Annotated in this window: 24 protein-coding genes; 14 read left to right on the forward strand and 10 right to left on the reverse strand. The window is 38.7% G+C overall.

From position 1 onward, the window contains the following. Window positions 1-4: 4 nt before the first annotated feature. The 3 genes from ANA7108_RS0121330 (at window position 5) to ANA7108_RS0121340 (ending at window position 1,569) form a co-directional block, all read left to right on the forward strand. Window positions 5-247 (forward strand): hypothetical protein, encoded by a 243-nt coding sequence (locus tag ANA7108_RS0121330; RefSeq protein WP_026104366.1) that lies wholly within the window; start codon window positions 5-7, stop codon window positions 245-247. Further along, complete coding sequence (locus ANA7108_RS0121335) at window positions 240-623, forward strand: PIN domain-containing protein (protein ID WP_016952860.1); 384 nt, start codon at window positions 240-242, stop codon at window positions 621-623. Before ANA7108_RS0121330 ends, ANA7108_RS0121335 begins: the two co-directional genes overlap by 8 nt. Window positions 624-729: 106 nt before the next feature. Beyond that, window positions 730-1,569 carry a hypothetical protein gene (locus ANA7108_RS0121340; protein WP_016952861.1) on the forward strand — a complete coding sequence of 280 codons (840 nt, stop codon included), beginning with the start codon at window positions 730-732 and terminating at the stop codon, window positions 1,567-1,569. Between the two features lie 47 nt (window positions 1,570-1,616). Here the strand turns inward: ANA7108_RS0121340 and ANA7108_RS0121345 are convergent, their stop codons facing one another. Then, complete coding sequence (locus ANA7108_RS0121345) at window positions 1,617-2,060, reverse strand: DUF29 domain-containing protein (RefSeq protein WP_016952862.1); 444 nt, start codon at window positions 2,058-2,060, stop codon at window positions 1,617-1,619. A gap of 124 nt (window positions 2,061-2,184) precedes the next feature. Between ANA7108_RS0121345 and ANA7108_RS0121350 the strand changes: the two genes are divergently transcribed. Further along, window positions 2,185-2,484, forward strand: coding sequence for a hypothetical protein (locus ANA7108_RS0121350; protein ID WP_016952863.1), 300 nt, complete (start codon window positions 2,185-2,187; stop codon window positions 2,482-2,484). Next, window positions 2,481-2,741 carry a PIN domain-containing protein gene (locus tag ANA7108_RS31075; RefSeq protein WP_016952864.1) on the forward strand — a complete coding sequence of 87 codons (261 nt, stop codon included), beginning with the start codon at window positions 2,481-2,483 and terminating at the stop codon, window positions 2,739-2,741. Before ANA7108_RS0121350 ends, ANA7108_RS31075 begins: the two co-directional genes overlap by 4 nt. A 261-nt stretch (window positions 2,742-3,002) precedes the next feature. On the opposite strand, the gene hpnH is transcribed toward ANA7108_RS31075, so the two are convergent. Beyond that, a complete protein-coding gene (gene hpnH / locus ANA7108_RS0121360; protein ID WP_016952865.1) occupies window positions 3,003-4,022 on the reverse strand; it encodes an adenosyl-hopene transferase HpnH in 1,020 nt (339 codons plus the stop codon). A gap of 154 nt (window positions 4,023-4,176) precedes the next feature. Next, window positions 4,177-5,160 carry a hopanoid-associated sugar epimerase gene (gene hpnA / locus ANA7108_RS0121365; protein WP_016952866.1) on the reverse strand — a complete coding sequence of 328 codons (984 nt, stop codon included), beginning with the start codon at window positions 5,158-5,160 and terminating at the stop codon, window positions 4,177-4,179. 156 nt (window positions 5,161-5,316) lie between these two features. On the opposite strand from hpnA, the gene ANA7108_RS0121370 reads away from it, so the two are divergent. Both ANA7108_RS0121370 and ANA7108_RS0121375 read left to right on the forward strand, forming a co-directional pair. After that, the gene (locus tag ANA7108_RS0121370; RefSeq protein WP_016952867.1) at window positions 5,317-6,423 is read left to right on the forward strand and encodes a DUF262 domain-containing protein; all 1,107 of its coding nucleotides are present in this window, start codon (window positions 5,317-5,319) and stop codon (window positions 6,421-6,423) included. Beyond that, window positions 6,420-7,067 (forward strand): MAE_28990/MAE_18760 family HEPN-like nuclease, encoded by a 648-nt coding sequence (locus ANA7108_RS0121375; protein ID WP_016952868.1) that lies wholly within the window; start codon window positions 6,420-6,422, stop codon window positions 7,065-7,067. Before ANA7108_RS0121370 ends, ANA7108_RS0121375 begins: the two co-directional genes overlap by 4 nt. Window positions 7,068-7,564: 497 nt before the next feature. Here the strand turns inward: ANA7108_RS0121375 and ANA7108_RS0121380 are convergent, their stop codons facing one another. Together ANA7108_RS0121380 and ANA7108_RS0121385 are read right to left on the reverse strand one after the other, a co-directional pair. Beyond that, window positions 7,565-10,375, reverse strand: coding sequence for an efflux RND transporter permease subunit (locus tag ANA7108_RS0121380; protein ID WP_026104367.1), 2,811 nt, complete (start codon window positions 10,373-10,375; stop codon window positions 7,565-7,567). Window positions 10,376-11,099: 724 nt separating this feature from the next. Further along, the gene (locus ANA7108_RS0121385) at window positions 11,100-11,336 is read right to left on the reverse strand and encodes a hypothetical protein (protein ID WP_144052410.1); all 237 of its coding nucleotides are present in this window, start codon (window positions 11,334-11,336) and stop codon (window positions 11,100-11,102) included. On the opposite strand from ANA7108_RS0121385, the gene ANA7108_RS0121390 reads away from it, so the two are divergent. Further along, window positions 11,329-12,000, forward strand: coding sequence for a hypothetical protein (locus ANA7108_RS0121390; protein ID WP_016952871.1), 672 nt, complete (start codon window positions 11,329-11,331; stop codon window positions 11,998-12,000). The two genes, ANA7108_RS0121385 and ANA7108_RS0121390, sit on opposite strands and share 8 nt — an antisense overlap. 759 nt (window positions 12,001-12,759) lie before the next feature. On the opposite strand, the gene ANA7108_RS0121400 is transcribed toward ANA7108_RS0121390, so the two are convergent. Further along, a complete protein-coding gene (locus ANA7108_RS0121400) occupies window positions 12,760-13,944 on the reverse strand; it encodes a glycosyltransferase (RefSeq protein ID WP_016952873.1) in 1,185 nt (394 codons plus the stop codon). 191 nt (window positions 13,945-14,135) lie between these two features. Here ANA7108_RS0121400 and shc point away from each other — a divergent pair, with 191 nt between their 5' ends. Beyond that, complete coding sequence (shc, locus tag ANA7108_RS0121405; protein ID WP_016952874.1) at window positions 14,136-16,046, forward strand: squalene--hopene cyclase; 1,911 nt, start codon at window positions 14,136-14,138, stop codon at window positions 16,044-16,046. 228 nt (window positions 16,047-16,274) lie between these two features. On the opposite strand, the gene ANA7108_RS0121410 is transcribed toward shc, so the two are convergent. Continuing rightward, window positions 16,275-16,463, reverse strand: a complete 189-nt coding sequence (locus tag ANA7108_RS0121410; RefSeq protein ID WP_016952875.1) for a hypothetical protein — start codon at window positions 16,461-16,463, stop codon at window positions 16,275-16,277. A 441-nt stretch (window positions 16,464-16,904) separates the two neighbouring features. On the opposite strand from ANA7108_RS0121410, the gene ANA7108_RS0121415 reads away from it, so the two are divergent. From ANA7108_RS0121415 to ureG, 4 genes are all read left to right on the forward strand, one after another. Continuing rightward, complete coding sequence (locus ANA7108_RS0121415; RefSeq protein ID WP_016952876.1) at window positions 16,905-17,282, forward strand: DUF2267 domain-containing protein; 378 nt, start codon at window positions 16,905-16,907, stop codon at window positions 17,280-17,282. Between the two features lie 347 nt (window positions 17,283-17,629). Next, complete coding sequence (gene ureE, locus ANA7108_RS0121420) at window positions 17,630-18,067, forward strand: urease accessory protein UreE (protein WP_016952877.1); 438 nt, start codon at window positions 17,630-17,632, stop codon at window positions 18,065-18,067. Then, window positions 18,048-18,731, forward strand: a complete 684-nt coding sequence (locus tag ANA7108_RS0121425) for an urease accessory protein UreF (RefSeq protein WP_016952878.1) — start codon at window positions 18,048-18,050, stop codon at window positions 18,729-18,731. Before ureE ends, ANA7108_RS0121425 begins: the two co-directional genes overlap by 20 nt. A gap of 97 nt (window positions 18,732-18,828) precedes the next feature. Next, window positions 18,829-19,425, forward strand: a complete 597-nt coding sequence (gene ureG / locus ANA7108_RS0121430) for an urease accessory protein UreG (protein ID WP_016952879.1) — start codon at window positions 18,829-18,831, stop codon at window positions 19,423-19,425. 195 nt (window positions 19,426-19,620) lie between these two features. Here ureG and dnaG read toward each other — a convergent pair whose 3' ends face one another. Next, window positions 19,621-21,528 (reverse strand): DNA primase, encoded by a 1,908-nt coding sequence (gene dnaG, locus ANA7108_RS0121435; RefSeq protein ID WP_016952880.1) that lies wholly within the window; start codon window positions 21,526-21,528, stop codon window positions 19,621-19,623. Window positions 21,529-21,531: 3 nt separating this feature from the next. Further along, entirely contained in the window at window positions 21,532-21,705 is a 174-nt protein-coding gene (locus tag ANA7108_RS30595) for a hypothetical protein (protein WP_237741535.1), read from the reverse strand. 144 nt (window positions 21,706-21,849) lie between these two features. Between ANA7108_RS30595 and ANA7108_RS0121445 the strand changes: the two genes are divergently transcribed. Further along, window positions 21,850-23,202, forward strand: a complete 1,353-nt coding sequence (locus ANA7108_RS0121445; RefSeq protein ID WP_016952882.1) for an N-acetylmuramoyl-L-alanine amidase — start codon at window positions 21,850-21,852, stop codon at window positions 23,200-23,202. Window positions 23,203-23,209: 7 nt separating this feature from the next. Here ANA7108_RS0121445 and ANA7108_RS0121450 read toward each other — a convergent pair whose 3' ends face one another. Next, the gene (locus ANA7108_RS0121450) at window positions 23,210-23,983 is read right to left on the reverse strand and encodes a hypothetical protein (RefSeq protein ID WP_016952883.1); all 774 of its coding nucleotides are present in this window, start codon (window positions 23,981-23,983) and stop codon (window positions 23,210-23,212) included. Window positions 23,984-24,152 lie beyond the last annotated feature (169 nt).

The raw sequence follows: 24,152 nt of genomic DNA on the forward strand, positions 1-24,152 counted from the left end.
TTTTATGAGAGCATTAGGAATAAAAGTAACCATAACAAGTGATGGTAAGTTATTAGTCAATTCTCCTGTAGATATGCCAGTGGGTGAATATGATGCTGTGCTTGTAATAGAAGATAGACCAATTCAAGATAGCGTTCAGACTTCTGTAAAAAATGCTCAGGCTCTTTTTAGAAAATATATTCCTGCTAGTAGAAACCTCTCTGAAGAGTTAATTCAGGAAAGACGATTGGATAGTTTAAATGAGTGAAGTTGTTGTCGATGCTTCTGCTATTTTAGCTTTACTCAATCAAGAAACTGGTAGCAAAGAAGTTTCAAAGTTTATTGGTAAGGCTGCAATCAGTTCAGTGAATTTATCCGAAGTTATAGCAAAGTTGGCAGATGCAGGAATCCCTGATGAGGATATTAGGCAGATTGTCTCTAATCTGAATCTTGAGGTTATTGCTTTTAATGAAGAACAAGCGTTAAAAGCTGGAATGCTGCGTCCAGCTACTAAATCAATTGGGCTTTCATTTGGCGATCGAGCTTGTCTAGCATTAGGTATTATTCTTAACCAGCCTGTTTTAACTACTGATCGTTTGTGGGGTAGTCTTAGTCTGGGGGTTGAAGTTCGAGTAGTGCGTTAGATTCAACATTTTACCTAGAAGAATAGATAAGTGGAGCGCATTCTCAAAAATGAAAAGCTTGCAAAGCAAATATCATTGCAGAAATGTTGGATGTAGAGGTTAGATAATGAAGGAAGACAAGAACATAAAATTTAAGGGTGACAAGGAAGGATACTGTAATATTTGTGGGAACTATTCTCAACTCACACGCGATCATATTCCTCCACAAGGCTGTGTCAAACCAACATCGGTCGAGTTAAGAACACTAACGCAATATATTTCCAAATCAAGTAAGAAGCCAACTGATTCTCAAAGCGGACTTAACATACTCTCTATTTGTGGAAACTGTAATAATACTTTGCTTGGTACAGAATATGATCCAGAATTGATTGAAGTATCCAAAAAGGTGGCTGGGATAGTGAGAGTTCAGCACGAGCTAGGGCTATCTTTGCCAGAAAAAATAAATTTGAGTGTAAAACCTCAAAGGTTAATTAGATCGGTCGTGGGACATATTTTAGCTGGAAAGTTACCTATCACAGGACAACCTCCTATATCAGCACCTTTTCCAGATGCTTTGAGAAACTATTTTTTGGATCAATCTAGCAATATACCAGATGAGCTTGATATCTACTATTGGGTATATCCCTCGAATAAACAGATCGTTATTAGTTCACTTGGGATAGGATCAACTCTCGGAGAGGGTTTTATTTCTGGCAGCTGCTTACTCAAGTTTTTCCCACTGGCTTTTTGGGTAGTTTGGAATCAGCCAACTTCGTTTCCAATAAGTTTCACAAAGATACCCAAAGACGAGGTTCAAGACTTGGATGGAACCTGCGAAATAATTATTGACTTGCGACAAATACCACATCTTGACTACCCAGAGGTTCCTGGTGAGGGCAGATATATTATGCTCCATAATGACTCAACCTTTTTAGCACAACCCAAAAAACCAAAAGGATTTGGTTAGTAGAATTTCAACAATTGCATGATAAAAATATTTTAGAGTCATGGTTATTATTTTTCTTGATTCACTAAAAAATCAGGATCGAGTATTTGAGAAATACTATAGGGATTTTCAGCAGGAAAAGTTGTATCAGGTAAATTAGTTTCCTGAATTGCTAAATCTACACCATCTTGATAAGCAGAAATTATTGCTTCCGATAGATAAGATTTAAGACTGGGGTTTTCTTGAAGATGTTCTTTAATGCGACGACGTTGTTCTCTAATTGTTGCTTTCCAACTATTGCTGCGTTTATCGCTTTGATACTGCCATTTCAGTAAATGTCCAATTAAAATCCCCAGTCGGTTTCTCAACTCTTGTTTTTCTCGCTTACCCAAAGATTCAATTTCCTCTATTAAATTTAAAATATCAAGTTGATTTAGTTGACCTTGCTTTAATAATTTTGCTTGTTCCAATGTCCAAGCATAAAAATCTGTTTCATAAAGTTTTGAAGTCATAATCTTCATCTCCCATTTTCAAAGTAATCTATTGACGTAATTTATTTAGCTTCTTAGCACTCCTATATCTGTCATAAAATAAAGTATAATAGGTTTTACCAAATAACAAAACTTAGGCTCACAAATGTTCACAGCTAAGTCCTTACAGAAAGTTATTGATGCAGCACGTTCTTTGCCAATCAATGACAAACTTCAGTTACTTCAAGTAATCGCACTTGATTTGCAACAGAGCGATAACTTGGAAGCATTACAGGTTTCTTTCTGGGAAAACCAATCCATAGATAAATTGCTTCAGCAACAGTCCATTCCTATTATTACTGATATTCAATCTCTCACAGTTGATTTTTGGAAAGAAGATGAATCAACTGATGAATTTGAACAATTTATTGCAGATAGCAGACACACTGACAGAACAAGACAATGAGTATTTTATTATTAGATACAAATGTTGTATCTTATTTGTTCAAAGGAGATACTCGTGCATTGGCTTATGCTCCCATCCTTCAAGGAAACCGTCTGGCTATTTCATTTATCACTGTAGCAGAATTGTATGAGTGGGCGGCTATTAAAAAATGGGGAGAAAAACGCTTGACTCAGTTAGAAATGACACTGACAAGTTATCTTGTGATTCCTATAGATATTGAACTTTGCTGTATTTGGGGAACAATACGCGCCCAGTAAAGGGCAGCAGGAACTACAATTGCTTCACAAGATGGATGGATTGCAGCAACGGCTCTTCGTCATAAATTACCACTTGTTACCCATAACTCTAGCGATTTTCAAAATATTCCCAACCTTGATATTCGTAGTATTATCATTCCTTGATGAGTCAAAATCAGGATTTACAAGATTTGAATATTAACAAGATTAAATGTGATTCAACTATTATTTTATCCTGTACATCCTTTAATCCTGCTCATCCTGATTCAGACATTTTTCAGATTACCCCCTACCAAACACAGTCCCCATAGAACGGACTATATTTTGCGGTTGCATAGCATCCATCGCGGCGGTTGGTTCGTAACCACAATGCACCATACAATCAGCACATTTAGGATTCCCACTAGCACGTCCGTATTGACTCCAATCAGTCTCATCCAACAACTGTTTGAAACTTGTATAGTATCCTTCATTCAAGAGATAGCAAGGTTTTTGCCAACCGAGAACACTATAACTAGGACTACCCCAAGGAGTACATTCATAGTCTTTCTCACCAATGAGAAAATCTAAAAATAGGGGATTGTGATTGAAGTTCCAATTCTTCTTACCAGATGTGTAAGGTGTGAGAATTTCTCGAAATAAAGCACGGGTTTGTTCTCTTTGTAGAAAATGATCCTGATCTGGGGCCCATTCATAACCGTAACCAGGAGAAATCATCATTCCATCAGTTCCCAGAGTTTCCAGAAAGTCGAAAAACTCCTGCATTTCTTGGATATCACAACCTTCAAAAATAGTCGTGTTAGTGGTGACACGAAAACCTTTAGCTTTCGCAGCGCGAATTGCTTGAACAGCCGTATCAAAAACGCCTTTTCTGTCCACACATTTATCATGCCATTCCCGCATTCCATCAAGATGAACGCTGAAACTTAAATAAGGAGAAGGTTGAAATTTATGGAGACTCTTTTCTAATAACAACCCATTAGTACACAAGTAAACATATTTCTTGCGTTCCACTAAACCTTTGACAATTTCATCAATTTGGGGATGTAATAATGGTTCTCCTCCAGGAATAGAAACAACAGGTGCGCCACATTCTTCTACAGCCTTAAAACACTGTTCTGGAGTAAGATTTTGTTTGAGAACTTCTGTAGGATGTTGGATTTTTCCACAACCAGTACAAGCTAAATTGCACCGAAAAAGTGGTTCTAACATTAATACCAAAGGGAAGCGTTTACGCCCTAAAAAACGCTGCGTAACTAAATACTTGCCGATATCAATTGCTTGCTGTAGATTAATCGCCATTTAACTATTCTCCTCTCTTGATAACACCATTTAAGTTGGTGATTGGTGATTGGTAATTGGTAATTGGGAAGAATAAACTCTTGTCTTCTTACTGTCACCTGTCACCTGTCACCTGTCACCTGTCACCTGTCACCTGTCCCCTGTCAGCTGTCACCTAATTCACGTAACCATTAGACACAAACCAATCAACAGCGTCCTTGAGTGCTACATTCAGAGGGGACTGAGGTAGACCAAGTTCGCGGACGGCCTTGGAAGCATCATAATACATTGGTTGCTGTGCCATGCGGACTCCATCTATGGGAACTGTGGGTGTTTTTCCCATAGGTGCGAGAATTTTCTCTTCTACCCATGCCACAGTTAAAGGTAACAAAGCCGGAACGGATATTTGCGGTGCTTTTAATCCTGTGATGTCGGATAGTATTTCTAGCAGTTGTTTGAGGCTAAGATTTTGATGTCCGAGAATATAGCGATCGCCTGATTTTCCTTTTTCTAAGGCTAATAAATGTCCTCTAGCTACATCTCGCACATCAATAAAGTTCAAACCCGTATCCACATAAGCCGGCATTTGTCGTCGCAGAAACCGCAGAATAATATCCCCGGTGGGTGTGGGTTTAATATCCAATGGTCCAATGGGACTGCTAGGATTAACTACTACAATATCCTGTCCTTGTTTTGCAGCTTCTATTGCTACTTGTTCAGCTAAAAATTTAGACTTTTTATAATCTCCTACCAACTTCTCTACAGGACTTTGATGGGTTTCATCTACAACTTTACCTGATTTCCCCACTCCAATAGCTGCAACAGAACTGGTATAAACTGTGCGTTCAATTCCCGCTTTTTGGGCTGCTGCTAACAGATTACGCGTTCCTTCCACATTATCAAGATAAAGTAAATCGCGGTCTTTTTGCCACAGGGAATAATGGGCAGCAACATGAAACAAATAATTACAACCCTGCATCTGTTCCCAGATATGCGGATCATTTAAATCACTTTTGACAATATCTATTTCTAAACCCCGCAAATTTCCCAGGTTACTACTCCCACGCACCAAAGCTGTAACTTTGTATCCTGACTCCAACAGCGATCGCACCACATGAGAACCTACAAAACCTGTACCACCAGTTACAAAAGCCCGCATTCCATAACCTCTCACTCCTCAATATTTCATTATCTGTGTATTTGAGCAACTTGCCTAAGTTTTTTTGTTTCTCATAATCGGTTAATGATAGAATAGTTAAGTATCACTATCCAAATAAGATAGTTATATATACAAAAGTTTATATCACTTTGAATTATGCCCCTGCAAGAAGAAATTGACAAAACAAGGCAAGAAATTCGGACAGATGGCTACTCAATGTCTATTGGAGAATGGATAAGCCTTTATCAGAGTAATGAGATCGATATTCATCCAGAGTTTCAAAGGGTTTTTCGGTGGTCAGATCATCAAAAATCAACCTTTATAGAATCAATTCTGTTAGGCATACCAATTCCACCAATTTTTGTAAGTCAAAGAGACGATGGTGTTTGGGATGTTGTAGATGGTGTTCAGAGACTATCAACCATATATGAATTTGTAGGTCTTTTAAAAAAAGATAATCAAGAAGAAACGCCTCCCATCGCTTTGCAAAAAACCACCTATTTACCTTCATTAAAAGGTAAAAAGTGGGATGATCCAAATGACACTGATAATTCTCTAACTCAGGCACAACGTTTATTGATTAAGCGAGCTAAAATCGCAGTCAATATTGTTGAGAAAGAAAGTGATGCAATGATGAAATATGAGCTATTCCAGCGACTGAATACAGGAGGAGCAATTGCTACACCTCAAGAAGTGAGAAATTGTATTCTTTTGATGTTGAATAAAAAACTATATGAATTGATGCGTTCACTTGCAAATTATGAACCATTCAAAAACTGTATTTCTTTGAGTGATAGGCTTTATGAAGAACAGTATGATATGGAATTGGTATTACGCTTTATTCTTTTGTTTGATAAAGATGAGGAAGATATTAGAAAATTGGGTGACGATGTTAGCATTTTTCTAACAGAAGAAATGCGTAAAATGGCTCTTGAGCAAGAATTAGATTATAGTCATATAGAAACAGCGTTCAAGAAAACATTTGATGTTCTTAATGAAACTACAGAAGATGTTAGTTTCAAAAGATATAAATCTGAAGAGGATAGATTTCTGGGTGGTTTTCTATTATCCGTATTTGAAGTAGTAGCACTAGGCATTGGATACAACTATAAAAATCCACCTCCAAAAAATCAAATATCTGATCTTATAAAAAGTATTTGGTCAGATCCAATTTATAAAAAGTGGTCTGGTGCAGGTGTGAATGCAGATAGACGTTTACCCTATCTTATCCCCCTTGGTAGAGGAGTATTTTCTCCCTCATGAGCATCCGCACTGCTGAACAACTAAGTGATATCCTTGCAACTGATCTTGCTTGGCGAAAAAAGGAACTTTCAGAAGTTAAATCCTTGATAGAATTAAAAAATGTTTCTCCTCAAAGGCATAACGCATTAATTCGCAGTGGAGTATGTATTCTTTATGCTCATTGGGAAGGTTTTGTGAAGTTAGCAGCAAACTCTTATCTAGAATATGTTGCCATGCAAAAACTTTGCTATGATCAGCTTGCTAGTAATTTTCTAGCTTTGGCAATGAAAGAAAAACTGAAGGAGACAAAAGAGACGAATAAAGTATCATTATATATACCTGTTTGTGACTTTTTTCTTTCCCAATTAAATACGAGATGTTCTTTACCCAAAAAAGCAATATCTACTGCATCAAATCTTTCTTCGGAAATTTTAAAAGAAATCTCTCATATTTTGGGGCTAGACTTTTCACTTTATTCTACTAAGTCAAAACTAATAGATGAGAAACTTTTGGAAGCAAGGAACAAAATTGCACATGGCAACGATTTAATTATTGACAGGGAAGAATATATAGAATTACATACTGAAGTTATAGCAATGCTGGATATATTTCGTAATCAGATAGAAAATGCCGCTGTTAATAAGGATTTTATGTTGAACAAATAAGTTCCGAATCAGGATTTACAGGATTTATGAAAAAACTGAGTTTTTTGCTATGATCAATAAGTTTAAATTATAATTTAATTCATTTTAAATAAGTTTTTTCAAAAAAAAATCTTTTTTTTAGGGGTTCAGGTCGGGGTCAACGTGGTATTATAGCTATATTAATATAATAGGATTTAAATAAAATTTTTATTGAGGTACATATTCCCATTATCAAAATATCAGGTCTAGAGAAAAAAGTCAACGGGGTTAGACCCCAAAAAACGAATTTTTTTTTATTTTTTCATCTTTTTATTTTTGTATTTTTTGAGAAATTGAAGGAACTAAAATCCTGTAAATCCTCAAATCCTGGACATCATGATTCAGACAAAGAAATTATAACACAAATGAACATCCTGTAATCCTGATTCAGACAATATCATATCCCCGACTTCTAAAACTTCCATTTTGGTAAATGAGAAGATTGATCACAGAAGTCGGGGATCTCAAACTGTCACCTGTCACCTGTTCCCTGTCACCTTCTGACGAGGAAACCAATCATCTAAAATTGCATAGACAACCGGTACAACAATCAAACTGAGAATAGTAGAAGTCACCAAACCACCAGCAATAGCAACGGCCATAGGCGATCGCAATTCAGAACCCGCACCAAAACCCAAAGCAATAGGTAACATTCCCAACAGAGTAGAGACAGTAGTCATCATAATTGGTCTAAGTCTGACTGGCCCAGCTTTGAGAATAGCTGCCGTGCGGTCTAAACCTGCTTGGCGTAACTGAGTAATGTAATCTACCAAAACAATAGCATTTTTATTTGCCAGTCCCAGCAAGAATACAAAACCAATCAAAGAAATCATGCCAAAATCACTCTTCGTTAAGAGTAATGCTAACATTGCCCCCACCACAGCCAAAGGTAGAGAAACGCCAATTACTAAAGGATCTACCCAACTTCTAAACAGTAAAATCAACACAACGATAATACACAAAGCCGATAAAATCAAAGTGGAAATAAAACTCCCAAAAACCTCGTTTTGTCGGGCAGAATCTCCACCTAAACCTAAAGTGACATCAGCAGGTAAAACGCTTTTAGCTTCTGCAACTATTTTATCTGTAGCATCACCCAAAGTTAAACCCTGACCCAAGTTAGCACTGATGTATGCTACTCGTTGCTGGTTTAGTCGTTCAACTTGAAAAACCTGATCTGCGTTATTTGTATCTCCTGTAACTGTGACATCTGCAAAACCTGAAATTTTCGTAATCCGGTCTTTAATAGTCTTAGCAGCTTGATTCAAACTTTTTAAATCATTACCGCGAAGTGCTATTTGTAAAGGTTTTTCTCCACCAGTATCCACAAATTGAATATCTTCCACACTAGTAGTCACACCAGGAAGTTGAGGCAAACTTTGGCGTAATTGGTCTTGTAATTCTGCTGTTTTAATTGTGCGGTCTTCCTTCAGTTTGACATAGAGAATTCCTTTATTTGGCTCACCTCCACGCGAACCAATCGTAGTAAAAACAGTTTCCACATCTGGATATTTTCTCACCACTGCTTCTAGTTTTTTCGCCACCTCTAAAGAATCATTAAGAGGGTTAGGAATAGGGATTTGGGATTGGGGATTAGGTAAAAGTGCGCTTCCCCTGCCCCCTGCTCCCTGTTCCCTGCTCCCTGCTTGGTTGGTGAGCGAAGTCGAACCACTGCCTTCTAGTTGCAATGCTGCCAAATCAGGGATTTTCGGCAAAGGTGAAGTGTAAGTAATATTAAATTCACCGCGATCTAATTTGGGAATAAATCCTTTAGGAATAAAGGGAACTAGAGCAATTCCGGCAATAAAACTGAATACAGCTAAAGCAATAACTATTTTGCGGTGATTTAAAGACCAAGAGAGTAAATTTCGATAAGCGTCGGTAAAATAAACTCCGATATTTGCAAGACTTACCCAAGAACTCTTGGATACACTCTTGTCTTCGCGTTCTTCGCGTTCTTCGTGGTTCAATTCTCTGTTCTTGGAATTTTTCTTAACAGGTTTGAGCCAATAAATAGATAAAACTGGTGATAAAGTCCGAGCGACTAATGTAGAAGCAATATAAGCAGCAGAAACCGTAATTCCGAAAGGCTCGAAAAACTGCCCGACGACTCCACCCATTAAACCGATAGGTAAGAAAACAGCAACAGATGTGGCCGTTGTAGCGACGACTGTTAAACCAATTTCATCAGTAGCTGAGTATGCAGCTTCGCGGGGAGTTTGTCCTTCTTCAATGTGGCGCATGATGTTTTCTACATCAATGATGGCATCATCAATGACACTACCAATCACTAAAGCCAAAGCTAACAATGTAATTGTTTCTAGGTTAAAGCCAAAAATCGCCATAACAATAAACGTCGCTAACAAAGATGTAGGAATTGCCAAAGCAGAAATTAAAGTAGCTCGCCAATTCCATAAAAATGGGAAAATTACCACAACTGCCAAGATGATAGCTTCCATCAACGCATCTATGGTTGACTGGGTAGCTTTGCGGATATATTCAGCTTGGGTAGTTGCTAGGGTAAGTTTGACATCTTTTAAAGTAGAACGCAGGTTTTGTACTTCCTGTTCCACTCGACTGACTACTTCTAAGGCGTTAGCATTACCACGCTTGATGACTTGAAACGATAGTACATCTTGACCATTAAATCTAACTAAATTTGCGCCCCCCTGAGTTAAAGCCGCCGTGGCATTGGTAGGATTGATTGGAGGTGATTTTGGTGGAGCGCCTAATAGTGAGACTTTGAGAACTCCTGGCAATTTTGCGATCGCTGGTAAAATCTTCTCATCGGCCAATTTCTGCAAATCAGCCAAATTGCCTGACTGACTCTCAATGGCATAGCTAATCACTGATGACTCATTCAGATTTAAAGGAATAATCTTATAATTAGCTCCTGCCGGGAGTTTTAACCCCTTCAGTGCTGTTTTAGTGTTCTCAGTAGAAGTTTCTAAATTTGTCCCCACTGCAAACAACAGGCTAACAGCACTTTGCCCTGGATAGGTTGAGGAACGGATATTTTCAATTCCTGCTAGAGACTTGAGGCTTTCTTCCAGTGGTTTAGTTAACTTGGTTTCGGTATCTAAAGCAGAAGTTAGAGGTGCTTGAGCATTTACCACCACCACGGGAAAGGTAATATCTGGGAACAAAGCGTATTTGAGAGAACCGAAAGCGAGAATACCCGCTACCGTCACCGCTATCCAAAAACACACCGTCAACCACGAGAATTTAATTGCCCATCTGGAGATATTAAAAACTTCGCGTGCGGATTTTGAGTTATTAGTTTGTACCATCTTGGAAATTCAATCATCGCGTGGCTGACACAATCATTTGTCATGCTACATTAATGGACTACATTTTGGTCAGTTTTGCCCATGGCTACATTCTAGAATTCTGGATGTGGGAAGATAGGTATTGACACTCACCACTCTTTAGAGGGATGGCGTAGGACGGCGCTTTTGATAAATTTAATATTTTATACACTTCTACACTTGTAGTAACACCCGGTAGATTCGGCAAATCAAAATGCAGTTGAGCTTGCAGTGCAGATGTTTTCAGAGGTAACTCTTAATGGGCAACTCTTAACAGAAAAAACTCATGTTTAAAAATGTGAGATTGAAATAATGACACTGTTTTTTGACTGAGCTTTAAACTCAGCAAATGAGTGTTTCTTATCTGTTAAGTAGGTGAACGGAAAAAAACCGTAGACGCGCAGCGGCTTCTCGAAGAGTACTATGTAACGAAAAGTAAAATCTCCCAAAACCTCTTCTCTGTTCCCTGTTAAGAGTTCCCTGTTAAGAGTTCCCTTGTCATAACGACAATTTTTAACGCCAACCTACTTAAGAGTTCCCTGTTCCCTTTTTTTGTAATTATTCGTTTTTTTCAGCTTTATAGACAGCGTAACTTATTCGGCTCACCTTCACGAGAACCCACAACAGTAAAAGCAGTTTCCAGTGTAGACAGTTTCTGATGACGGCTTCCAGTTTCTTAGCAACATCCAGAGAACTATTGAAAGGATTAGGAAAAGGAAGATAATGATGATGAAGCAGCTAAAGCAGGTAAAGCCGCAGCAAAAGAGGAATTACTTTGGACTTTTATGTTCGTTCCTCCTCGTCCCGGCAGCTTTTCTGGTTCTGGTAGTTGTCCTTGTGCTGCTTGCGCCAATAGCCGGAGATCAGGAACACTAGCTACCATCATGCTAAAATGATTTGCCGAAGTTTCAAACTTTTTAATTTGATTAGTGCTTATGCACATAATTTTAGTTCCACAGGGTGCAGAATATAAAGCTGTGTGTCGTGGTTTAAGTCGCGTCACCAGTTCCCAACCAAAAGTCTTAGCAATTCCTGTGGGTATGCAGCCACTGCGACAATACTTAGAAAAAATTCCCCATGATCCAGAAAATCGAGTGCTGATGATGGGTTTGTGTGGCAGTTTAAATCAGCGTTACACCGTTGGAGATATTGTTTTATATCAACAATGCCTTTTTCAAGAAAATCTGCAAGAGTGCGATCGCTCGTTCACCGCAGATATACATACTCGGATTGGGAATCATGTGTCTTTTGTTAAGGGCTTAACGAGCGATCGCCTGATTTGGTCAGCGGCAGAAAAGCGTGATTTGGGTAAAATATCAGGGGCTGATGTCGTAGATATGGAAGGATTTACAGCCTTGGAATTTTTCCAGCAAATTGGGGTATCTGTGGCCATACTGCGTGTAGTTAGTGATGATGCTGCTGACGATATACCTAATCTGACATCAGCTATTAGTCCTGACGGTTCATTGCAAGTTTTACCTCTAGCTTGGCAATTACTGCGTCAACCTATAGCTGGTACTAGACTTATTCGTGGATCTTTGAGAGGACTCAAGGTTTTAACGGAAATAACTCAATTACTCTTTGCTGATTCAATTACAAATTTATAGTTACTCCTTTTCTATTGGAAGAATATGGATTACAGCACTTCCCGGTGTTATGAAGTACAAGAACCCCACCCCCAACCCCCTCCCCGCAAGCGATGAGGGGGCTAAGATGTACCTCATAGAGCGGAAACCGCTGTAAATGAACCGCGAAGGCGCGTTCGCGAAGCGTCCCGAAGGGATAGGACGCGAAGAAAGAAGGAAGAAGGAAGAAGGAAGAAGATAAGTAATCTTACGTTGGGAAGGTAGTATTTCGTATTCGATTAAAGATTTAGGCGTTGCATAATTGCGGGATGATTTGAAAATCTGCATAAATATATAATAAGTAATTGGACAAAAATATTTACAGTCATTGCGAGCGAAGCGAAGCAATCCCAGCCCTTGCGATTGCGTCATTCCACTGCGTTCCATTCGCAATGACATTGTGTAATTAATTCTGTCCTAGTACTTAACTGCGTCTCCCTGTCTCCATCTCTCCGCGTTTCCATCTCTCCGTGTCCCCGTGTCTCTATCTCTCCGCGTCTCTATCTCTCCGTGTCTCCATCTCTCCGTGTCCCCGTGTCTCTATCTCTCCGCGTCTCTATCTCTCCGTGTCTCCATCTCTCCGTGTCCCCGTGTCTCTATCTCTCCGCGTCTCTATCTCTCCGTGTCTCCATCTCTCCGTGTCTCCGCGTCTCCATCTCTCCGCGTCCCCGCGTCTCCGTGTCTCCATCTCTCCGCGTCCCCGTGTCAGCCTCAATCATCCCCTTATTCAGCAAGCCCTAGTTACGGATAAACTCTGCCTTTCCAAGCACCACCTCGTCCTTGCCAGTGACGGATGGCGGAATCTACGGTCATTAAGGTATAGAAAAGGGCAATTATTGGTAAGCTGAAGGCGAACCAAGGGACACATTTATAAAAGCGGATAATTGGGAAATAGGCAAAGGTCATCAATAAATATACTGTGAGGGCGGTGAGGGTAATAGCCCATTTGCCTAATACTAAACCATAGATAATTCCTAAAGGTGGCAATAAATAGACTAAAATCATTCCCAACACACTGCCAATGAGCAGAAGGGGAGAATAATTGAGTTGAGTATAGGCACTACGGGCTACCATATCCCAAATCGTTTTCAGGGAATCATAAGGGCGTAAGCTGTGAGTTACAGCACTCAATCCTAGCCAAATGCGCCCTTGACTAGATTTGACGGCTTGTGCTAAGGAACAATCATCAATTAAGGCTTGACGAATTACTTGCAAACCACCAATTCTATTTAAAGCTTCGGGGCGAATTAAGATACATCCTCCAGCAGCAGCAGCTGTGGCTTTTTTGGAGTTATTTACCCAGCGAAATGGGTAGAGTTTTTGGAAGAAGAAGACAAAAGCAGGAATTAATAATTGTTCCCAAAAGCTTTGACAACGCAGTCGCACCATGACAGATACTAAGTCTAAGTTCTCTTCTTCGGCTTTGGTAATTAATCGCCGCAGGTTACTGGGATCATGTTCTATATCTGCATCAGTAAGTAAAAAATAATCGGGTAATTGTACGGATGTTTCCTGAAAGGTCTTTATAGCTGCTTTTATACCTTGTTCCATAGCCCAGAGTTTACCAGTCCAACCAGGAGGTAAATCTTGACTAGAGACAATATGCAATTGCTGGGGTTTGTTGACGGCATAGGCTACTCCTTGGGCAAAGTTGGCTGTACCATCTGTACTCTGATCATCTACCAAAAATATCTGGAAATTACCAGCATAGTCTTGGAGGAGGAGCGATCGCAAACTAATGGCAATGACATCAGCCTCATTCCGGGCTGGAATCACCACACACACCGTCGGTAAGGGTTTTTGTGTAGGGGAATATTCACTAGTTTCTAATTGCTGATCTACCCGCCAAAACTGCCCCCAAAACAACAGTAAAAATAACCAAATTACCAAAGATAAAACCACTAACCCCAATAAAATTGTCGCCATATCTCTTGCAAACTCTCAGTGACTCACACAGAATACTCTGTTTTATCTTCTTCTTCCTTCTTCCCTTCTTCCTTCGCGTCCTATCCCTTCGGGACGCTTCGCGAACGCGCCTTTGCGGTTCAATATAATCCATATTCCTTTAGTCAGAAGATATGTGATTAAATATCATGTAGTGCAGAGAAAACTAACTAATGCAAACACAAGACAGGGTGAAAGTCAAGCAAGTTACTGAAGCGATAGCAGCGAGTCAAAAACATCTGCTTTCAATTCAAAATCCAGATGGTTACTGGTGGGCTGAGTTAGAATCCAATGTTACCATCACGTCTGAAACCGTTCTGCTGCATAAGATTTGGGGAACAGACAAAACCAGACCTTTACACAAATTTGAAGCATATCTGCGATCGCAACAACGAGAACATGGCGGTTGGGAACTGTTTTATGGTGATGGTGGGGAACTGAGTACAACCGTAGAAGCTTATATGGCGTTGAGGTTGTTAGGTGTACCCGCAAATGATCCCGCAATGGTGAAAGCTAAATCTTTGATTCTCAAAAAAGGAGGAATTAGCAAAACCCGCATTTTCACAAAATTACATCTCGCCTTAATTGGCTGTTACAATTGGCGGGGACTTCCTTCTTTACCATCTTGGGTAATGCTGTTACCCAACAATTTTCCATTTAATATTTATGAACTTTCCAGTTGGGCGCGTTCTAGTACCGTACCGTTATTAATTGTCTTTGATCGTAAACCTATATTTAAAATTGAAAACCCGATCAATTTAGATGAATTATATGCAGAAGGCGTAAATAACGTCAAATGGGAATTACCTCAAAATGGTGATTGGTCGGATATATTCAACATTCTAGATAATGGTTTTAAATTAGCAGAAAGCTTAAATTTTGTACCTTTTAGAAATGAAGGAATTAAAGCCGCAGAAAAATGGATTTTAGAACGTCAAGAAGCTACAGGAGATTGGGGGGGAATTATTCCCGCCATGTTGAATTCCTTATTAGCTTTAAAGTGTTTAGATTACGATGTTAATGACCCGATTATCTATCGGGGTTTAAAAGCAGTTGATAATTTCGTCATTGAAACAGAAAATAATTACTGCGTTCAGCCTTGTGTTTCACCAGTGTGGGATACAGCTTGGGCGATTCGCGCCTTAATTGATTCTGGAGTTTCACCTGATAATTCTGCGGTGGTGAAAGCTGGAGAATGGTTAATAGAAAAACAGATTTTAGATTATGGTGATTGGGCGGTAAAAAATCACCAAGGAAAACCCGGCGCGTGGGCGTTTGAATTTGACAATCGCTTTTATCCTGATGTTGATGATTCGGCTGTAGTTGTCATGGCTTTACATCAAACAAAATTGCCAAATGAAGAACTGAAAAAACAAGCTATTAATCGAGCTTTAAATTGGATAGCATCGATGCAATGTCAACCAGGAGGTTGGGCGGCTTTTGATGTTGATAATAATCAAGATTGGCTCAATTCTGTACCTTATGGTGATTTGAAAGCCATGATTGATCCCAATACAGCAGATGTCACTGCTAGAGTATTAGAAATGTTGGGGGCTTGTAATTTATCAATTAAACCAGATAACTTAGAAAAGTCACTAACTTATCTATTAGATGAACAAGAATCAGAAGGTTGTTGGTTTGGACGTTGGGGAGTAAATTACATCTATGGAACCAGTGGCGTTTTATCAGCTTTAGCTTTAATAAATCCTCAAAAATATGAAATCAATATAGAAAGAGGTGCAGCTTGGTTAGTCAAAGTTCAAAATAATGATGGTGGTTGGGGAGAAACTTGTTTTAGTTACAACGATTCGCACCTTAAAGGAAAAGGAGACAGCACAGCTTCCCAAACAGCTTGGGCGTTAATTGGTTTAATAGCCGCAGGTGAAGCAACGGGTAAATTAGCTACTGATAGCCTTGAAAAAGGAATTAACTATCTATTAACAACTCAAAAATCTGATGGTACTTGGGATGAATCATACTTTACAGGAACGGGTTTTCCTTGTCATTTTTATTTGAAGTATCACCTCTATCAACAGTATTTTCCTTTAATTGCGTTGGGGCGATATCAAGCAATTATGAGTTAATTTAATCAAGCCGTGAAAATGTCTGAATCAGGATACTTAGAATTTGAGGATGAACAGGATAAATTATTTTTTCATAAATACAAAATCCTATTAATCTTTAAATCCTCTAAATCCTGATTCAGACCATGAAAATTAAGTAATGTAGGTTGGGTTAACCAAAGCGGAACCCAACAACAGCTTTGATCATCAGGTTTAATAATGTTGGATTTCCTGGTGTTAACCCGGAAATTAAATTGAGAGAAAACAATTTAAAAATCCATTCACATTACCTAATGCATTTGATAAACTGCTGTTCACAAAATCAGGAATTGTCGTGAACTTTTGAGTGAAAGAGTTTATAATGCTATCAAAAATAGCACCACCTACGATAATTTCTTGTTGTTCAACAGTTACATCAGTGAACAATAGATTAGACATTGTCAAACTATCCTTACTTTGGTTAAATCTGCTAAAGCCACGTTTAATTTAAATAGTAGAAAACCAAATAACATTAAGTCAATAGGATATGCAACTACAATCAACACATTTTCATATGATCATAAATACTCTAAAAACTTAGACTATTAGTAAATAGTAGATTATAAAAACACTACAAAAAGATAGATTCGTAATTCGCAAGTAGCATATTTAAACCAGTCGCAAGACAGATGAAGCTAAATATAAATAAACTTAGATTAATCTTAGTAAGAAGCAAAGGGCGTAAGGATTTAAGGGTGCAGATACCCCAATCATCACAATCGCAGCCACAGAGTAACAAGCATAGTGTTTACTCTGTGTTTATCTCTTAGTTGATTTTGTCATTAATTGGGTAAACGTTATTCAAAATCTTTTACTAACAATCTACTTAGGAGGTTAAAAATGGAATATACAGAGTTTATTACTCATGTACAAAGTCTCACTCAATCAAATTCTCGTGAAGAGGCTGAACTTGCAACTCATGCTACATTAGCAACCATTAAAGAACTTATTCCTAATGATGAAGTGCAAAAATTAGCTGAACAACTACCAGAAGTATTAGGTCAATATTTACGAGAGAGAGAGACAGAAGCTAATCAATCATTTCATTTGCAAGAATTTATTGAGCGTGCAAGTAAAAAAGAAAATATAGACCCCACTATAGGTGCGATTCATGTACGTGCGGTTTTTGCTGTGATCCAAAATGCTATTACACCAGAAAATTTTCTGAAACTGCATACTTTTTTCTCGCATGATTATGAAGAATTATTTGCTATTTAACTATCTAGTAAAATTTCTAAATATGCTTATTCCCCTTTACCTAATAAGTAAAGGGGCTTTTTATAGATTTTAGGACTTACGCATTGACAGAAAACATCAAATATTATCAAATATGAAGTATGAGTTTCAGTCTCTTGTCAGGTGCGTCAGCTATGGAAAATATATTAATTGTGCAAAATTATCCAGTCTGACGCACCCTACTAATATGATGTCCCAAAAGCTTACAATTAGCAATTATCGTTGATCTATATCATGTCCAATTTGTATAGTGCGTAAGTTCTAGATTTCTAGTTTTTTGGGACAAGAAAGGTTTAAAATTCATCAAGATATGTATTGATGAATCAATTATGCTAACTTTGACGCAATATCAACGAACTGACTCTAATGCTGTTGTTAATTTAACTCTCGCACTCACCGCAGAAGAACGCGCCCGCAGTCGTCACCGATTTACATTGGAGGATGGTAAAGTTGTGTTTTTGCGTTTACCGAGAGGTACGGTTTTACATGATGGTGATATTCTCGCTGATGAAAGTCAAAGTAATTTAATCAAAATTATTGCTAAACCTGAACCTGTTTTGACTGTATTTGCAGAAATACCTTTATTATTAAGGGCTGCATATCATTTGGGAAATCGCCATGTACCTGTAGAAATTACTCCGACTTATTTACGCTTGTCTCCAGATTCAGTTTTACAGGCTATGTTAACACAATTGGGTTTAGAAATTAAGGAAGAAGTTGTACCTTTTCAACCAGAATTAGGAGCTTATGGACATTCTCACTCATAGTAATTTTTTATCTATTTTACAATTAGCTAGTCCAGCTTTACCGGTGGGAGCTTATAGCTATTCAGAAGGTTTGGAAATGTTAGTGGAAAATGGCACTATTACTAATGTGGAAAATCTCAAACATTGGTTAGAAGCTGAGTTAAGTTATGGGTCAATTCGACTAGATACTGCTGTAATGGTGAGAGGGTTAAATGCTGCTAATATGAATGATGTGGAAGCTTTACGTCGATGGAATTTGTGGTTATCTGCGGTGAGAGATACCGAAGAGTTACGCGCTTCTAGTTGGCAAATGGGGCGATCGCTCATACAATTATTAGGTAAACTCGCACCGACAACTTTACCATTAGCTACATCTGTGGGTTATCCTTGCAATTATGCGATCGCATTTGGTATTGCCGGCGCTCATTGGCAAATTAACACAGATGCTGCATCATTAGCATATCTCCATAGTTGGGCAAATAATTTAATTACTGCGGGAGTTAAACTTATTCCTCTAGGTCAAACTGCTGGACAAGAATTATTACTTGGGTTACAAGAATTATTAACTGCTGCAATGGTGGAAATTTTGGCTTTGGAGGATGATGATTTGGCTTGTTGTAGTTGGGGGTTATCTTTGGCTAGTATGCAGCATGAAACCCAGTATACTAGGTTGTTTAGAAGTTAAATCAGGGAACAGGTGACAGGTGACAGGGAACAGGGAATAGGGAATAGGGAATAGGGAATATTTGATAATTTCACAAATAACCAATAATTAATTACTTATGAATACATTTCGAGTTGGGGTAGCAGGTCCAGTGGGTTCGGGGAAAACGGCTTTAGTTGATGCTTTGTGTAAGGCTTTACGCGCACAATATAACTTAGCAGTAGTGACGAATGATATATATACTCAAGAGGATGCTCAGTTTTTGGTGCGTTCTCAGGCGTTGGAGAGCGATCGCATTTTGGGTGTAGAAACAGGAGGTTGTCCCCATACTGCTATCCGCGAAGATGCTTCCATGAATTTAGCCGCAATTGAACAACTGGAAGAAAAATTTACAGATTTAGATTTGGTGTTTTTAGAAAGTGGTGGTGATAATTTAGCTGCTACTTTTAGTCCTGAATTAGTTGATTTAACAATCTATGTGATTGATGTGGCTGCTGGTGATAAAATTCCCCGCAAAGGTGGTCCAGGTATTACTAAATCTGATTTATTAGTTATTAATAAAACCGACCTTGCTCCCTATGTTGGTGCTGATTTAGGTGTGATGGAACGAGATGCTAAAAAAATGCGCGACGCAAAACCTTTCATTTTTACGAATTTGAAAACTCAAGCCGGTTTAGCAGATGTTATTGAATTTGTTACGACGCACATTTGTTAAAGTCTTTTTTTAAGGTTCGCGAAGCGTGGCGTTAGCCATACCACAGAGACACAGAGGACACAGAGAAGAAAGAAATTGTTTAGTTGAACTCTATTGAGTTATAAAACTTTCACAAATTTTATATAGCAATCCTATTTGATTTTTCAAATATAGGTAGCCCACCCTACACAACTTTTAAGCCTATTTCCTACTAAATTACAATAATTCTGTAATCGAAAATTGTCGCTGTTTGTCTAGTTCTTGTAGTCGCGTTTTTTCAGCATACATAGCGTCTGCATAATATTTATATTTATCTGGTTCTGCTTGGATATCTATGTTCTCCCATAGTTCCATAAAGTGACGACAGCGCTTTTCTCTCAAGACTATTTCCATACAAGCCAGCGTTGCTTGAACTACTTGGGGAGTACGCAATATTTCTTTATTGGTTTTCTCATTTAAATTAAATAAATGAGCAACTAATACTAATTCTTCTGATAATTCTAAATATCGATTTTGTAAACTGGAAATTAAATCAGCTTCGTCTGTTAATTCGGAAATCTGTAACCATAAAAAACGGTGATGAGAAAGGCTCAATTCTAAATTTCGCTCTTCTAATTCGTTAATTATTACTTGACGCTGTTCTGGACAATGGAGATAAATTTGCAATAATAACGCCTCGGCTCGTTCTAGTAGACTACGTTCTGTATTTACTAGAGATAGCTTTGGCGTTTTAGGCTCCTGTTTGCGTACTCTTGCACTTGGGCTTTGTACGTTAGTAGGAGAAATTCGAGTTAGTAAGTTCTCAACTCTTAGAGGAATAAGTCTAGCGTCCCCTAAGCTGAGTATTTCTGCACAGTAGGAAATGTAGTAATTAAGAGTATCACTATTAACTATATTTTGCAAGAGTTTTACTATTTGTTGCGTGACTTGTTGAAAGTCGGTAGCTTGTCTTAAATCTCTATTTTGAATAATTTGGTGAATTTGCCAATTTAGCCATAATGGGGCGTTGGTTAATAGTTGCTGATAATCTGCGGCTGTATGACTATGTAAATATTCATCAGCATCTTTACCGTTGGGTAAGTTAAGAATTTTTAATTGCACTTCGCCTTGATATGCTAATGTTGCAATTTCACCAATCGCTCTTTCGGCGGCGTTGGTTCCAGCTTTGTCAGCATCAAAGTTGAGTACTAGTTGTTTGGAATCGGTGTAACGCAAGAGTAAACGGACTTGTTCTATGCTTAAAGCTGTTCCCAGAGAAGCGACGGCGTTATTAATTCCCGCAGCATGGAGAGCGATCGCATCAAAGTATCCCTCAACTACCACAGCTTGATCTAATTTAGCAATTCCGTCTTTAGCTTGATCTAGAGCAAATAAGGTTTTACCTTTACTAAAAAGTTCTGTTTCTGGGGAATTTAAATATTTTGGTTGTTCTTCTGTCAGTGTTCTCCCACCAAAAGCAATTACTCGCCCTTGTACGTCACGAATAGGAATCATCAACCTATCCCGAAATACATCATAATATCCACCGCCTTCTTTCCTCGGTTTAATCAAACCTGCCTTTTCCACCAATTGCACTGGGTAACGTTTATCTTCCACCAAATACCGATGCAGGGTTTCCCAACCAGAAGGCGCATAACCTAAACCAAATTGTTGAATTGTCTCTTCTTTAAGTTGGCGACTCTCCTGTAAATACTGCATTACCTTTTGTTGCTGCGTGTGTCTGAGGGCGTGTTGATAAAATTGGGCTGTGGAAGCCAAAACCTCATACAACTGCTCACGCAGAGATAACTGGCGCTGTAATTCTTGCCTTTGTTCTGGTTCTAAGGTTTGTACAGGGACTTGGTAACGTCGCGCTAAGTCTAGTACCACTTCTGTAAAGTGGCGTTTACTCAAATCCATGACAAACTTAATGGCGTTACCTCCAGCTTGACAACCGAAGCAATAATACATTTGCTTATTTGGACTGACGCTGAAACTGGGGCTTTTCTCATCATGAAAAGGGCATAAACCAACAAAATCTTTTCCGCGCTTCCGTAAGACTACATACTCCGAAACAACATCAACAATGTCAGCGCGGAGTTTGACTTCTTCAACTGTGTCTGGATGTAAGCGGGGGATTTGCATTTTTTAGGTAATGGTGATTGGTGATTGGTGATTGGTGATTGGTGATTGGTGATTGGTGATTGGTAATTGGTGATTGGTAATTGGTGATTGGTGATTGGTAATTGGTGATTGGTAATTGGTGATTGGTGATTGGTGATTGGTGATTGGTGATTGGTAATTGGTAGACAAGATGAGCAAATATTGATATTTCTTCTGCCCCCTGCCCCCTGCCCCCTGCCTCCTAACTCCCGCCTTCAGAGACTATTATAATTCTTGTTCCTAGAACCCGAATAATCGATAAAATTGCATAAGAAAAGAGCTTAACAACGGGAAACATCAAAAATGGGACGTATTTTTATTTCGGCGGCGCATGGGGGCAAAGAAGCGGGCGGAATTGATTCTGGTGCGATCGCAGCTGGTACTACTGAAGCCAAAGAAATGATTCTTTTACGGGATTTGATCGTTACAGAACTGAGATCCCGGACTGTGGAAGTGTTAGCTGTTCCTGATGATTTGAGTGCGGCTCAAACTATTACCTGGATTAATTCTCGCGCTCGTTCCACTGATGTGACGGTAGAAATTCACTCTGATGCGGCTAGTAGTCCTAATGTCCGGGGGGCTAGTGTTTTCTATATTGCCAACAACAATATCCGTAAACAAAATGCAGAGATGTTGCTGATGGGATTGTTGCGCCGTGTGCCTCAATTACCGAATCGTGGCGTTAAACCGGATACAGATAGTGGCTTAGGTAGTTTGATGTTTTGTCGTCAGACTGCGATCGCAGCATTATCATTACAAGTAGGTTTTATTAGCAGTCCAGATGATCGAACTTTACTACAAACTCGTCGCCGTGATTTTGCTTTAGGAATTGTTGATGGACTAATAACTTGGAGTCGAGCAATTGATCCCAATCCTGGAACTCCCGTAGAACCAAATTATCCACAAATCAATATCAATATCAATGGTCAAAATTATGCAGAACAAGGAGTACTGATTAATGGCAACTCTTACATCCCCATTGATTTAGTAGATCGGCTAGGGCTTGATTTATCAAAATCAGCTAATTTCCGCCGTATTTCCTATCGTAGCATAGTTTATATTAAAGCCATTGAACTTAGAGATTTCAATATTTCTGTTGCTTGGGATGGTGAAAATAGGGCTGTTAAATTGCGCTCAATTCTCACGGTTTTTCCAGCAGAAAGTGACAAAATTATTTCTAGGGGCAATACTTCAGAAATACAGTTACAAATCTTTCTCAAAAACAACAATGAAAACTCTATTGTCCAGTTTCCTGATGTGCCGAAACTTTATCGAGAAGAAGCTGCTCTCGAAGGAGTAAACCACGATATTGCCTTTTGTCAAATGTGTTTAGAAACTGGATTTTTACGTTTTGGTGGTGATGTCAAACCTCAACAAAATAACTTTGCTGGTTTAGGAGCAATAGGTGGTGGCGCACAAGCTGCATCTTTTTCTAGTGCCAGAATAGGAGTCAGAGCGCATATTCAACATTTGAAAGCCTACGCCAGTTTAGAACCTTTAGTACAACAAGAAGTAGATCCTCGGTTTAGATTTGTGACTAGAGGTATAGCGCCCTCAGTAGATCAACTATCAGGAAGATGGTCAGCAGATTCAGATTATGGTACAAAAATTAAAGCGTTATTTAAACGACTTTATGAATCAGCCGGATTGCTGTAATTGATGATTATGCAGATTTAAAGAATCTGATAATTTCCCGGACATGATCGAGAAATTGTCCATCACTAGAAAGTTGTGCAATCGCATTTCTGGCTTCTCTCGATAGACGTTCATGTTCTGATTGATTTGTAGCCCGCAATTCTTCTAAATTAGCCATAATTCGCGCTAGTTCTCGGCGGGTTTCTTCAGAAAAACGTTGTTGATTAGCTACTAAAGAATAAGACTGTTCTGGATTAAGTTGATCTTCTAAAGATTTGATTTTTTGTTCTATTTCAGAAAAGCGATTCCGAAGTTCCAAAATATCTTCACGAGGATAAGTAAATGCTTGGCGAATCATTCTCAACCGAGCATACAAATATTCATAGGCGCTGATAGCTGGACGCAGTAAAGTTAATAACAAAGCTGCTCCAGAACTGATATATCCTACAGCACTAATCCCCGTAGCAGCTAAGATATAAAGACCAACGGCTGAAATTAAGTGTAAACTAATTGCCAGCCAGAAGGAACGCTTGGCTAAAGCTTTTACATAATTAATTTGTTTTTCATCTACGGGAATGTTTTTTTCAATTGATTCTGCTGCTTCTGCTAAAACTTCTTTAGCTTGAAAATGCACATTCCAAGGAACTGTGACAATTACTAATAACCACCAAAAACTTGCACCACCAATTACCCAATCAAGAAAATTACCAGCAGGTATGTGTAACCATTGCAAAACCCCAAAAGCTAGTAATACTGTGACAACAATTCCCACAATAGAACTGATAAAAAAGTTGAAATACATATTTTTTATCTTCGGTAAAACAGTTACCCCCATCATGGCTACAGGTTAGCTGTTATACTTCTGTCACTGTGCTGGTTTTTCTAATAGCACATGGTATAGCAGGTGACAGGGAACAGGTGACAGGTGACAGTCTGAAAAGTCTTTTGGTGTCTAGGTTTTATAATCAGTT

The organism is Anabaena sp. PCC 7108 (genome assembly GCF_000332135.1).
Classification (GTDB): Bacteria; Cyanobacteriota; Cyanobacteriia; order Cyanobacteriales; family Nostocaceae; genus Anabaena.